Source organism: Aeromonas sp. WP2-W18-CRE-05 (assembly GCF_014168615.1).
Classification (GTDB): Bacteria; Pseudomonadota; Gammaproteobacteria; order Enterobacterales; family Aeromonadaceae; genus Aeromonas; species Aeromonas caviae.
Genome location: NZ_AP021917.1, coordinates 760641 through 772500, shown reverse-complemented (window position 1 = coordinate 772500; position 11860 = coordinate 760641). Strand labels below are relative to the sequence as shown.

Annotated in this window: 12 protein-coding genes (1 of these 12 running past the window's edge); 6 read left to right on the top strand and 6 right to left on the bottom strand. The window is 65.3% G+C overall.

Translation table 11 applies throughout. The annotated features are described in order from the left end of the window. Window positions 1–51: the 5' portion of an NAD(P)H-dependent flavin oxidoreductase gene (locus H7R73_RS03810; RefSeq protein ID WP_103260770.1), read on the bottom strand. The gene continues 996 nt to the left of window position 1, outside the view; the window shows 51 of its 1047 coding nt (coding positions 1–51); the start codon lies at window positions 49–51; its stop codon lies off the left edge, out of view. A gap of 201 nt (window positions 52–252) precedes the next feature. Further along, window positions 253–894 (bottom strand): ribonuclease T2 family protein, encoded by a 642-nt coding sequence (locus tag H7R73_RS03805; RefSeq protein ID WP_103260771.1) that lies wholly within the window; start codon window positions 892–894, stop codon window positions 253–255. Window positions 895–1115: 221 nt separating this feature from the next. On the opposite strand from H7R73_RS03805, the gene H7R73_RS03800 reads away from it, so the two are divergent. From H7R73_RS03800 to H7R73_RS03790, 3 genes are all read left to right on the top strand, one after another. Continuing rightward, complete coding sequence (locus H7R73_RS03800; RefSeq protein ID WP_010672952.1) at window positions 1116–1676, top strand: gamma carbonic anhydrase family protein; 561 nt, start codon at window positions 1116–1118, stop codon at window positions 1674–1676. Between the two features lie 146 nt (window positions 1677–1822). Beyond that, window positions 1823–2116 carry a hypothetical protein gene (locus H7R73_RS03795; RefSeq protein ID WP_042015027.1) on the top strand — a complete coding sequence of 98 codons (294 nt, stop codon included), beginning with the start codon at window positions 1823–1825 and terminating at the stop codon, window positions 2114–2116. A 1-nt stretch (window position 2117) separates the two neighbouring features. Then, the gene (locus tag H7R73_RS03790) at window positions 2118–2528 is read left to right on the top strand and encodes a DUF6515 family protein (protein ID WP_103260772.1); all 411 of its coding nucleotides are present in this window, start codon (window positions 2118–2120) and stop codon (window positions 2526–2528) included. 89 nt (window positions 2529–2617) lie between these two features. Here H7R73_RS03790 and H7R73_RS03785 read toward each other — a convergent pair whose 3' ends face one another. Then, window positions 2618–3937: a HAMP domain-containing sensor histidine kinase gene (locus H7R73_RS03785; protein ID WP_232092734.1), complete on the bottom strand. Its 1320-nt coding sequence runs from the start codon at window positions 3935–3937 to the stop codon at window positions 2618–2620. Between the two features lie 14 nt (window positions 3938–3951). Further along, entirely contained in the window at window positions 3952–4632 is a 681-nt protein-coding gene (locus H7R73_RS03780; protein ID WP_010672948.1) for a response regulator transcription factor, read from the bottom strand. A 148-nt stretch (window positions 4633–4780) separates the two neighbouring features. Between H7R73_RS03780 and H7R73_RS03775 the strand changes: the two genes are divergently transcribed. Together H7R73_RS03775 and H7R73_RS03770 are read left to right on the top strand one after the other, a co-directional pair. Next, the gene (locus H7R73_RS03775) at window positions 4781–5938 is read left to right on the top strand and encodes an efflux RND transporter periplasmic adaptor subunit (protein ID WP_103260774.1); all 1158 of its coding nucleotides are present in this window, start codon (window positions 4781–4783) and stop codon (window positions 5936–5938) included. Between the two features lie 2 nt (window positions 5939–5940). Next, window positions 5941–7890 carry a MacB family efflux pump subunit gene (locus tag H7R73_RS03770; protein ID WP_103260775.1) on the top strand — a complete coding sequence of 650 codons (1950 nt, stop codon included), beginning with the start codon at window positions 5941–5943 and terminating at the stop codon, window positions 7888–7890. A 224-nt stretch (window positions 7891–8114) separates the two neighbouring features. Here the strand turns inward: H7R73_RS03770 and H7R73_RS03765 are convergent, their stop codons facing one another. Together H7R73_RS03765 and H7R73_RS03760 are read right to left on the bottom strand one after the other, a co-directional pair. Next, on the bottom strand, window positions 8115–10010 hold the full coding sequence (locus H7R73_RS03765) for a PhoX family protein (RefSeq protein WP_182951477.1): 1896 nt from the start codon (window positions 10008–10010) through the stop codon (window positions 8115–8117). Between the two features lie 324 nt (window positions 10011–10334). Then, entirely contained in the window at window positions 10335–11243 is a 909-nt protein-coding gene (locus tag H7R73_RS03760) for an SAM hydrolase/SAM-dependent halogenase family protein (protein ID WP_103260777.1), read from the bottom strand. Window positions 11244–11392: 149 nt separating this feature from the next. Here H7R73_RS03760 and H7R73_RS03755 point away from each other — a divergent pair, with 149 nt between their 5' ends. Then, window positions 11393–11854, top strand: a complete 462-nt coding sequence (locus H7R73_RS03755; RefSeq protein WP_103260778.1) for a hypothetical protein — start codon at window positions 11393–11395, stop codon at window positions 11852–11854. Window positions 11855–11860 lie beyond the last annotated feature (6 nt).

Genomic DNA, 11860 nt, shown 5'->3' with positions numbered 1-11860 from the left:
GGGGGCCTGAATGACGGGATAGCGCATCCCCAGTTCGGCAAAGAGCGTCATATGATGGTTTCCTGTTTCTGATGGTGAGTCTGGCTGTGCGCCAGAGGCGGGTTGAGTCGGCAGAGCGCACCTGACATGCTGACACGTCGTCTGGCGATATCGCCTGTCCAGTTCCCGGCCAGACATCCTGTCTTGGCTTTCATCCATCAGGCTCCTTGAGGTTCATGGCACATCGGCCCGCGAAGGGCCGAACGTGAAGTGTCAACGCACGCTGCGCAGCAGGAAGTCCGGCTGGCCACAGGAGCGGCGCTCCCGCTTCTGCATCTCGTCGGAGCAGGGAACGGCATCCGTCCCCTGCTGGTTGATGCAGATGTAGATCTCCCGCAGGAAGCGGCCCCCATCAGCGCAGGCCACCGTGATATTATCGGGGGCCAGCCACTCGTTGGCGCTCGCCAGATCGGCCTTGAGCTGGAAGCTGTTTTTTCTCAGCGGCTCTTCCGGCGATTGATAGGCGGCCGGGATCTTCACCTTCTGGCGCAGATCGCTGGCCAATTGGTGAAATGCCTCCTGGCTCAGCCCGGAACAGGTGCCGTGCTTCTCCCATTCATGGCGATAGAGGAAGCGGCTGGGGTAGAGCCCGGCAAACTGCTGCTCCATGTCCGCATCCAACCGCTCGCGGGTGCAGCTGGCGGGGTAGCCGCGCTGATACTGGGGCCAGAGCCCATGCAGCACGAACCCCAGCTTGCGGGCGCACTGCTCCCGATCCCCTGGCTTGATGGCGCAATGCTCGGGCGACCAGGAGAGTGCCATGGCGTAATAGTCAAACTCCCCCGCATAGCCTTTGCCCTGGGCGGCGGAGATCCACAACAGCGACCCCACCAGCCATACCATGACCTGCTTCATCTCTCGTTCCCCCTCATCTCTTTGCACCCGGTGGCGCCCCATTTTGCGCCCTCATGCTCCCATAACAGGGAGTCAAAGAACAATCGCTCAAAATGGCCTTACTCACTGTGGGTCAGACCAGTAAAAGGTTTCCCCTGCCGGATCAGAGGCGTAAGCTGGCTCTCCGGCGGGCCTTCATGACGCGCCACGTTTCCCCGATTTCATCAGCAACAGGACGTAACATGATCCGCAAGAATCCCTCAGGTCACCTGCCCGTTATCGACGAATCCGCCTATATCGACAAGACCGCCATCATCTGTGGCAAGGTGATCATCAAGGAGAACGTGTTTGTCGGCCCCTATGCCGTGATCCGCGCAGACGAAGTGGACGAGAGTGGTGACATGGAACCCATCGTCATCGGCGCCAACTCCAACATTCAGGATGGCGTCGTCATCCACTCCAAATCCGGCGCTGCCGTCACCATCGGCGAGTTCAGCTCCATCGCCCACCGCAGCATCGTCCACGGCCCCTGCGAAGTGGGTAACCGGGTCTTCATCGGCTTCAACAGCGTGCTGTTCAACTGCCACATCGGAGAAGGGTCCGTGGTGCGTCACAACTCCGTGGTCGATGGCTGCGATATTCCCCCCGGCTTCTATGTCCCCTCCACCACCCGCATCAATCAGCAGAGCGATCTGGCGCAGATCCCGCGCGTCACCGTGGACGCCACCGAGTTCTCCGAGGATGTGGCTCACACCAACATCGACCTGGTCAGGGGTTACAAGGCGCTCTCCAACGAGTTTTGATCCGGCGAGCGGTTCACGACACACAACGGGCGCCACGGCGCCCGTTGTCACAACTGTAAAGAGGGCGAAAAGAGGGTGTAAAGGTGGTTGAGCCGGGCGCACGCGTCGCGTTTGATGGGGGCGTTCCCATCAATGGAGTCATCATCATGTCACGCTATCCTGTCGCCCTTGCCCTGCTGCTGGGCACCACGCTCCTTCATGCCGGCGAGATGCCGCCCCCGATGGGCGCCCGCCAGGGAGGTCCCATGACACCGCCCTCCTCCGTGCTCTATCACGCCAGCAAGCAGGGTGCGGATCCCCAGGCCCTGGTCCAGGCGCTGTCCAAAAACATTGATGCCGCCAAGCCGGATACCCGCTACGAGGTCACGGTCAGCGTGCGCGAACTGCCGCCCCAGCCACTCAAACCCCAGCCCGCCGGTGCGCCGCTCAAAGGGCAGTGAGATGAGTCTGCACCGCCCTTCACTCTGGCTGCTTGCCATGGCCATCGCCCTGCCCGCCATGGCGGGTCCGGGGAACATGGGCAGACCGGGCGGATGGGAGAGCCCTGCCCCGCAGTACGGCCATGGGGCTAGCCCCGGCTTCGGCCACCGCATCGACAGGCTGCCGGGAGGGGTGGAAACCCTGCTGCTGGCCGGGCTCACCTACTATGTGCTCGACGGCATTTTCTACCGCCGGCAGGAGAACCACTATGTGGTGGTCTCCCCGCCTCCTCAGGTCCTGGTGGTGGCAGAGACAGGGCTCATCCCCCTGGAGCTGGATGGCCGCCGCTATTACGTCAGGGAGGGTCACTACTACCTGCGAGAAATAGACGGGCGCTACACCGAGGTGCCGCCGCCAGCGGCGCTGCGCTGAATCGCACGGAGGAACAGATACGAGCAGGGGGCCTTGGCCCCCTCTTTCATTACCGGGGTTTTACTCCACTCAGGCCTGAGCCGCGTACCTCAGGACGGCTCATGCAAGGGCAGCGTCATGGTCACTCTCAGCCCCCCCTGTGCGCGATTGCGCGCCTGGATGGTGCCGCCCTGCAGAATCACCGCCTTGCGGGCGATGGCGAGCCCGAGCCCGTAGCCCTTGCCCATACGGGGTGAGCCGATGCGCACGAAGGGGTCGAAGATCCCCGCCAGCTTCCCCTCCCCCACCCCGGGCCCCCGATCGGCGATGGAGAGCTGCACCTCCTGGCCCAGGCGCAGCAAGCGAACATTCACCATCTGGCCCGACTGCGAGAAACGCAGGGCGTTGCGCACCACGTTCTCCACGGCGCGGCGCACCAGCTCGGCATGCCCCAGCAGGAGACAACCCTCCTCCAGCGCCGCCTCGAGCCCTATCTCGACCCCGGATTGCTGGGCTTCGAACCTGGCATCCTGGACGACGGTCTCCACCAGCGCCAGCAGGTCATAGTGGCTCTGCTCAAGCCCGTGGCCCTGCTCGGCACGGGAGAGGGTCAGCAGCTCCCCTATCATCCTGTCCATCCGCTCCGTCTCGAGCCGGATCCGCGCCAGGGCGTCGCTCGCCTTCTCCGGGCGCTGCTCCGCCAGGCCGATGGCCATCTGGATGCGGGCCAGGGGGGATCGCAGCTCGTGGGAGACGTCGTGAAGCAGTTGCTCGCGCCCCTCGACCAGTTGCTGCAACCGCTCCACCATGAGATCGAACTCCTTCGCCACCTCCGTGAGCTCGTCCCGGCGCCAGCGCAGAGCGGGCCAGAGTCTGACCCCCAGATCCCCTCTGGCTACCCGATCGAAGCTGCGCCGCAGGGCGTTCATGGGCCGGGTCAGGTGCCAGGCGAACAGAATGCTGAACAAGAGTCCCCCCAGGCCGCCAATCCAGAGCATGGGCGGAGGAATGTTGAGCCAGGAGAGGGGGCCGGGAGCCGGCCCGCCGGGGAGGATACGCGGGTCCGCTCTGGTCTGCAGCAGATAGGTCTGCCCGTCGCTGGCAATCACGGTGCGTGTCAGCACGCTGCCCGGGCCAGGTTCCCCGGAGGCTGTCAACCTGGATGCCCGGGGCGCTGGCCGGGGAGACGCATCGGAGACATCGAGGAGTGTTATCTGCAGCAACGGCGGCGACATGGCCTGGCTCAATGCCGTCGCAGCCTCGATTCCCCCCTTTGCCAGCACGGCTGCCGCCATCTCCAGATGCTGGCTCGCCAACTGCTGGGCCAGGTGCTCTTCCGGGGGAGCACGCTCGGCACGAAAACCGAGCCAGAGCAGTTGGCTGACCAGCACGATGGCCAGCCAGAACCCCAGCAGAATCTTCCAGAACAAACGTCCCTTGAGGATCACCGTATCTTGTACCCTATGCTGCGCACCGTCTCTATGGTGACGGCCTCCCCCGCCTTCTGCTGCAGTTTCTGCCTCAGGTTGCAGATGTGCACATCGACGCTGCGATCATAGGCCTCCCGCGGGCGCCCTACCCCTTGCAGGGAGAGGGTGTCCTTGGTGACCACCTGCTCCGGTGCTCGCACCAGCAACACCAGCATGTTGAACTCGGTGGCGGTCAGCTCCAGCGGCTCCCCCTGCCAGAGGCAGACCCGGTTGGCCGGGGTGACCGTCAGATCCCCCAGGATGAGGGCATCCGGCGAGGGGGTTGCGCTCCCCCCCTCGTTGACCCGCCGCAGAACGGCCCGCAGCCGGGCCACCAGCTCCCTGGGATAGCAGGGTTTGGGCACATAGTCATCGGCCCCCATCTCCAGTCCCACCACTCGATCCACGTTGTCCCCCTTGGCGGTCAGCATGATGATCGGCAGGCGGCTGCGCTGGCGCACCTGGCGCAGCACCTCGGTGCCGCTCAAGTCGGGCAGCATCACATCCAGCAGCAGGGCGCTGTAACGGCCGGAGAGGGCATGGTGCACACCTTCCCCTCCGGTCAGCACCTGGGTGGTATCAAACCCCTCTCCCCCGAGGTATTCACTCAACATGGCGCCCAGTTCGGCATCGTCATCCACCAGCAGGATCTTCATATGCGGTCTCCCTTGTCGGCGGCCATTTTCGCCGCTTGCCACGCACTTGGCAGCCATTTTTACGAAACCCTTACGCTTGGCGCAGAGAGCCTTAACCCGGCTCTGGGGTAGAGTGCCGCCGTTACCGTCATTCAGGATACAGGTTGTCATGCCCACGTTCTCCCCTCGTCTCTTCTGGCTACTGCCCCTGTGCGCCCTCGCCCTGCTGCTGGCCTGGCGCCCCCAGGCCAAGGCGCCCGCCAGCGACTACATCACCGCCACCGCCGAGAGCCGGGATCTGGAGCAGCTCATCATGGCGGACGGCACCCTGAAGGCGCGCAAGCAGGTGAGCGTGGGCGCCCAGGTGTCTGGCCAGATCAAGCGGCTGCACGTGACTCTGGGGCAGGAGGTCAAACAGGGGGATCTGCTGGTCGAGATCGACGATCTGCCCCAGCAGAACGCCCTCAAGGATGCCCTGGCCCAGCGCGACAACCTCCAGGCCCAGCTGGATTCCAAAGAGGCCACCCTTCGCAATGCCCGCCTGGCATACCAGCGCCAGCAGCAGATCGTCGCAAGAGGTCTTGGCAGCACGGCCGACCATGACAGCGCCAAGGCGACCCTGGACGAGACCCTGGCCGATATCCGGGCCCTCAACGCCCAGCGGGTGCAGACCGAGATCGCGGTGGACACAGCCCGAGTCAACCTGGGGTATACCCGGATCCTGGCCCCCCTCTCCGGTACCGTGGTGGCCATGCCGGTGGAGGAGGGGCAGACCCTCAACGCCAGCCAGAGCACCCCTACCCTGCTCAAGATCGCCCAGCTCGACACCATGACGGTGGAGGCCAGGATCTCCGAGGCCGACGTCATCAACGTCCGGGTCGGCATGCCGGTCTATTTCACCATTCTTGGCAACAGCCAGCGCCGCTTCGAGGGATCCCTGCGGGCCATCGAGCCCGCCCCCGACACCATCAATGACGACACCACCACCAGCAGCAGCGACAGCAGCGCCATCTATTATCACGGCCTGTTCGAGGTGCCCAACCAGGATGGTCAGCTCAGGATCAGCATGACGGCCCAGGTCTATCTGGTGGTCGCCCGGCTCAAAAGTGCGCTGGTGATCCCGGCCATCGCCCTGCAGGGGGATCAGGTCAGGGTGATCGACGACGGAGGCCGGATCAGCCTGCGCCGGGTCAGGGTCGGCCTGAACAACAAGGTGGATGCCCAGATCCTGTCGGGCCTGAGCGCCGGTGAGCGGGTCATCGTCAGCGAAGTGAGTGCAGGCCAGAGCAACGCCGCCGGGGGCATGCCGCCCCCCATGGGGATGTGACCATGGGCGCCTTGTTGCAACTGCGGGGCATCCGCCGCCACTTCAAAGAGGGTGAGCGCACCGTCACCGTGCTCGATGGCATCGATCTGGCGATCGCCCGTGGAGAGATGGTGGCCATCGTCGGCGCTTCGGGCTCCGGCAAATCCACCCTGATGAACCTGCTGGGCTGCCTGGATCAGCCGAGCGAGGGGGCCTATCTGGTGGCCGGGCGCGACACTGCCACCCTCAGCCGGGACGAGCTCGCCGCCCTGCGCCGGGAGCACTTCGGCTTCATTTTCCAGCGTTATCACCTGCTGGCGGATCTCGATGCCCGCACCAATGTGGAGGTGCCCGCCCTCTACGCCGGTCTGGATCCGGCCGAGCGACGCCAGCGGGCCGAGGCCCTGCTGACCCGCTTCGGCCTCGCCAGCCGGCTCGAACACAAGCCAAGCCAGCTCTCCGGCGGCCAGCAGCAGCGGGTCAGCATCGCCCGCGCCCTCATCAACGGCGGCGAGGTGATCCTGGCCGACGAGCCGACCGGGGCCCTCGACAGCCAGAGCGGCGCCGAGGTGATGGCGAGCCTCCAGACCCTGCACCGCCAGGGCCACACCCTGGTGATCGTCACCCACGACATGGAGATCGCCCGCCACGCCGAGCGGATCATCGAACTGAAAGATGGCCGGGTGATCGCCGATCGCCGCACCCGCGAGCCACAGGCCCTTCCCCAGGCGACCCAGGCCGCCATCAAGACGTCCGCCAGGGGGAAGACCCCGCTGATGGCGGGGCTCGGGAATGCCCTGCAGATGGCCCTCAAGGCCATGGTTGCCCAGCCTCTGCGCACCTTTCTCACCATGCTCGGCATCATCATAGGTATCGCCTCGGTGGTGACCGTGGTGGCCCTCGGCCAGGGCTCCCGGGAGCGGGTGCTGGAGAACATCAACGCCATGGGCACCAGCACCCTGGAGGTGTTCCCCGGCCGCGGCTTCGGGGACATGCGCTCCGCTACCATACAGACGTTGCGGATCGGGGACGCCGAGGCCATCGCCCGGCTGGACTACGTGCACAGCGTCACCCCCAGCCTCAGCACCAGCGCCACCTTGCGCCTTGGCAACACCGCCGTCTCCGGCACCATCAACGGCGTCGGCGCCCAGTTCTTCCAGGTCAGGGGCTATCGCCTGGCCCAGGGCATGGGCTTTGATCGCCAGAGCGAGGAGAGCCTGGCCCAGGAGGTGGTGATCGACGAGCACACCCGGGACAAGCTGTTCGCCCCGACCCAGTCCCCCCTGGGCCAGGTGATCCTGCTGGGGGATCTGCCCTGCCGGGTGATCGGGGTCGCCATCAAGAACCAGAGCGGCTTTGGCAGCGACGAGACCCTCAACGTCTGGATCCCTCATACCACCGCCATGAGCCGCCTGCTGGGGCAGAGCCATCTGCGCAGCATCAGCGTGCGGGTACGGGACGAGGTGAGCCTGGACGCCGCCCAGGACGGCATCAGCCGCCTGCTCACCCTGCGCCACGGCAGCCAGGACTTCTTCCTGCTCAACACCGACAGCATCCGCCAGACCATCAGCCAGACCAGCGCCACCCTGACCACGCTGATCGCCCTCATCGCCCTCATTTCCCTGATCGTCGGGGGCATAGGGGTGATGAACATCATGTTGGTCTCGGTCACCGAGCGCACCCGGGAGATAGGGGTGCGGATGGCGGTCGGCGCACGGACCCGGGACATCCAGCAGCAGTTCCTCATTGAAGCCGTGCTGATCTGCCTGCTGGGGGGCGTGCTCGGCATCGTCCTCTCCCTGGTGCTGGGCCAACTGTTCGACCACTTCAGCAGCGGCGTCCGGATGAGCTACTCCCTTGCCGCCATGGGGGTGGCCTGCCTCTGCGCCAGCCTGATCGGGGTGATCTTCGGCTTCGCCCCGGCCCGCCGGGCCGCCAGGCTGGATCCCATCCACGCACTGGAGCGCGAATAGCCCGCCTTGACGCCGGGGTGACGCCACTCACCCCGACACCGGATCGAGGGCCGATGCCCGGCCCCGCCACCAAGCCTGAACGCCCGCACTTCTTCCCTGAATGCGCGGGTTCTTTGACCGGGTCCCGTACCCGGTCTTTTTTTGTCTCCCGCCCGCCACACCCACAAAAAAAGCCGCCCGAAGGCGGCTCTTGTCATCACGGGCCAAGCGGTTATTCCGGGCCATCAGGCGCCGATGATGCCGCCATCGTCCCGGGTGATCCGCAACACGGCGGATCGGGGAATGGCGCTGCCGCCGTCCGGGAAATGAGAGGGCGCCCCCTCCTCCCCCGGGTGCTGCACCCCGACGAACAGGGTGCGCCAGTCTGGCGTGAAGGTGAGGCCCGTTATTTCGCAGGCCACGGGGCCGGTCAGGAAGCGGCGCACCTCGCCGCTCGCGGGATCGGCGCACAGCATCTGGTTGTTGCCCATGCCGGCAAACTGCTTCTCGTTGGAGTAATCGCCGTCGGTCTGGATCCAGAGCCGCCCCGCCTCGTCGAAGCCGATGCCGTCCGGGCTGTTGAACATGTTGTCCGGATGGATGTTGGCACTGCCCGCCATCAGCCCCTCCTTGTGCACGCCAGGGTTGCCCGCCAGCAGGAAGAGATCCCACTCGAAGCTGTCGCTCCCGTGATCGTCCCCCATCGGGCGCCAGCGGATGATCTGGCCATAGGGGTTCTCGGCCCTGGGGTTGGCGCCATCGAGAGGTTGGTTCTCCTTGAGGCCGCGGTTCTTGTTGTTGGTCAGGGTGCAGTAGACCTCGGCTCTGTGGGGATGCACGGCCACCCACTCGGGCCTGTCCATGGTGGTGGCGCCGAGCCGGGTCGCCGCCTCCCGGGCGAAGATGAGCACCTCCCCCTGATCGGCGAAGCCGTTCTCCCGGGTCAGACCGTGCTCGCCGTGCACCAGGGGCAGCCACTGGCCGGTGCCCTTGAGCTCCCCCTCCCTCGCCTCGAAGCGAGCCACATAGAGGGTGCCCTCATCCAGCAGATCCCGGTTCGCAGGATCGTTGCCCGGCGCCACCTTGTTCTTCGAGACGAAGCGGTAGATGTGCTCCCCCCGCTCGTCGTCGCCGAGGTAGACCACGGCGCGGCCATCCTGGTTGATGGTGAAGGCCGCATTCTCATGCTTGAAGCGGCCAAGGGCGGTACGCTTCTTCGGGGTGGAGGCGGGATCGCGGGGATCGATTTCCACCACCCAGCCGAAGCGGTGCGGCTCCTGGGGATGCTTCGCGAGATCGAAGCGCTCGTCGAATCTGTGCCAGCCAAAGCCCGCATCCTCGGCGGCCAAGCCGTAGCGGGCGGCGCGCTGGTCCAGCTCCGGCTTGCCCTCGCTGCCGAAGTAGCCGTTGAAGTTCTCCTCGCAGGTGAGGTAGGTGCCCCAGGGGGTCTGGCCATTGGCGCAGTTGTTGAAGGTGCCAAGGGCGGTGCGCCCCTCGGGATCGGCCTGGGTCTTGAGCAGGGCATGGCCCGCCGCCGGGCCGCTCAATGTCATGGGGGTCGTGGCGGTGATGCGGCGGTTGAGGGCCCCCTTGGGGTTGGCCTGCCACTTGCCATCGATGCGCACCAGCTCCACCAGGGAAACCCCGTGGGCCGCCTGAGCCTTGGCGACAGCCTCTGCACTGAGGGTCTTGCCACCATCTTCAAACAGGTATTCGTAGTTGGTGTATTCGTTGTTGACGGCGAGCAGGGCGCGATCCGGGCCCAGGGAGAAGAAGCTCATGCCGTCGTTGTTGTCGCCAAACTGGCGGGCCTGGGCCCTGGCATCATTGCCCTGGGCAAAGGCGGGTGCATCGGGGAAGAGGGCATCTCCCCAGGCGATCAGCACCTCGGCCTTGTAGCCGGGCGGCACCACTATGGTGTCGGCCACCGAGGCGGGCACGGCCTGGAAGCCAAGCAGCGGCCGGGTGGCGGCAGCCACGGCCTGGGCCACGGGGCTCGCGGCAAAGAAGGCCACCATGCTGGCGGCGCCCACCCCTTTGAGGAAGCCACGGCGGCTCAGGCCCGCCTCGATGAGGCGGTTGAATGCCGGCTCCTGCTCGCGGGGGTGGTTGGCACTGTCTTTCTCGTCAAAACGGCTCATCGGCTTTTCCTTGTTATCTCGGCGCAATCATTGCGTCATCACGGCGTCCGGCCACAGCATGGCAGCGCTTTATTAAACGAGGATGACAAATGATGAGATAACCGGCTGGCCCGGCAAGACGCCACCGCCAACGACAAGGGGCGGTGGACACCAGTCCCACCGCCCCAAGAGACACATCGCCGACAGAAGCTCTCCCCTCTATCTAGCCGCACGTCTTCAGACTGCTATGCCCGTTTGTACCGGATAGCGCCCGATGGCAACGTCTAGTTGCACTTCTTCAGGCTGATATGCCCGTTTGTACCGGATAGCACCCGCTGGCAGCGTCTAGTTGCACTTCTTCAGGCTGATATGCCAATTGGCGCCGGATTGCACCTGATGTTTGGCGGCGAAGCTGTTCATGTTCAGCGCCACCGACACCTGCAACAGGCTGTTGAGGTAGACCAGGGGCTGGCCCTCCGGCACATCGCCAAAGCTGCTGACGTAGGGGGTCTTGCCCTCGTATTTCAGCGCATCCCCTTCGCTGATCCTGATGCAGGCGTTGTCCCCCTTGTGGATACCCGCCTTGGTCAGCAGGCTGTCGTCGATATTGGTCCAGACGTTGCCGTACTGCACGTCCAGGATCGGAATGGTGCCCTTCAGGGTACCGTCTTGCTCGGCCACCGCGGGCTGATAGGGGATGGTCACCACCTCGGCGGGCAGCAGAGGCCCCACCTGCTCGAAGCTGATGGCACCGGAGGCGAGGCGCGCGCCGGTGTAGGCGTAGACGTCGCGGCCGTGGAAGGTGTAGGACTTCTCGGAGCCCTTGAGGCGGTTGGTTTTCTCGTCTATCTGGCGCACCGCCTCGATGCCGAAGTGCTCCGCCACCAGGGTCAGGGTGCCGTTGTCCGGGCTGACGATGTAGTGGCCGCTCCTGGTCTTGAGTACCACCGACTTGCGTTCGGTGCCGACACCGGGGTCCACCACGCTGACGAAGACGGTGCCCGCGGGCCAGTATTGCAGGGTCTGATAGAGGCGGTAGGAGGCTTCCCAGATGTTGTAGGCCGGGATCTCGTGGGTCAGGTCATGGAGCGGCAGGGTGCGGTCCACCCCGAAGGCGACCCCCTTCATGGCCGAGACGGCGCCATCCTTGAGACCGAAGTCGGTCTGGAACACCAGGGCCTCGTTGGCAAGGGCACTCGCCCCCACCAGAGAGAGAGCGAGTACGAGGGCGCGGGGGACGATACGAATATCCATGTCAGGGCTCCTTTAAAGACGTTTGGACGTCCAGATTGCCATTAATGGCGATCTTTGCAACCCCTGATGCCCGAATGGGGGGCGAAATGACTCGCCAATCCGCCCCGTGCGGGTGTATCCATGGGGCATCAACGCCGGGAGCACACCAGATGACCAGAGAGCATCACGACACCATTTTGCTGAGCCTGGGCAATACCCGAAGCCAGGTCGCGCTCACCGCGGCCGATGGCACCAGCCAGACATTTGCATTGACACTGGGGCTCGATGCTCTGACCCCGGGACCCTTTCGCCGGGATCCGCCGACGCCCCTGGAGCTTGAGCAGGCCATCATGGTGGTGGAGGATGTGCTGATGCCCCTCGCGGCACGGATCCCGCCCCACCCCGTGCTGCACCTGCAAAGCCCGGAGCCCCTGACCGAGGTGCTAGGCAACCGGGTGCAGAGCCGGGAAAACATTGAGCGGTTGTTCGGCCAGCTTGCCGCCATGGTGGAGGGGGATCCCCTGGCATCGGCCCAGTTGCCGAGGGAGAGGCGCATCGCCGCCGCCCTGCTGATCCTGCGGGAGTGGATGCACCACCTGGATGCCGGGAGCGTCGTCCTGGTCGATGGGTGATGCCCT

Bases quoted from the DNA above. Each gene is read 5' to 3' on its own strand.
- H7R73_RS03755 (WP_103260778.1), top strand. From the start codon at position 11,393: ATGACCAGAGAGCATCACGACACCATTTTGCTGAGCCTGGGCAATACC.
- H7R73_RS03765 (WP_182951477.1), bottom strand. From the start codon at position 10,010: ATGAGCCGTTTTGACGAGAAAGACAGTGCCAACCACCCCCGCGAGCAG.
- H7R73_RS03770 (WP_103260775.1), top strand. From the start codon at position 5,941: ATGGGCGCCTTGTTGCAACTGCGGGGCATCCGCCGCCACTTCAAAGAG.
- H7R73_RS03790 (WP_103260772.1), top strand. From the start codon at position 2,118: ATGAGTCTGCACCGCCCTTCACTCTGGCTGCTTGCCATGGCCATCGCC.
- H7R73_RS03775 (WP_103260774.1), top strand. From the start codon at position 4,781: ATGCCCACGTTCTCCCCTCGTCTCTTCTGGCTACTGCCCCTGTGCGCC.
- H7R73_RS03795 (WP_042015027.1), top strand. From the start codon at position 1,823: ATGTCACGCTATCCTGTCGCCCTTGCCCTGCTGCTGGGCACCACGCTC.
- H7R73_RS03760 (WP_103260777.1), bottom strand. From the start codon at position 11,243: ATGGATATTCGTATCGTCCCCCGCGCCCTCGTACTCGCTCTCTCTCTG.
- H7R73_RS03805 (WP_103260771.1), bottom strand. From the start codon at position 894: ATGAAGCAGGTCATGGTATGGCTGGTGGGGTCGCTGTTGTGGATCTCC.
- H7R73_RS03780 (WP_010672948.1), bottom strand. From the start codon at position 4,632: ATGAAGATCCTGCTGGTGGATGACGATGCCGAACTGGGCGCCATGTTG.
- H7R73_RS03800 (WP_010672952.1), top strand. From the start codon at position 1,116: ATGATCCGCAAGAATCCCTCAGGTCACCTGCCCGTTATCGACGAATCC.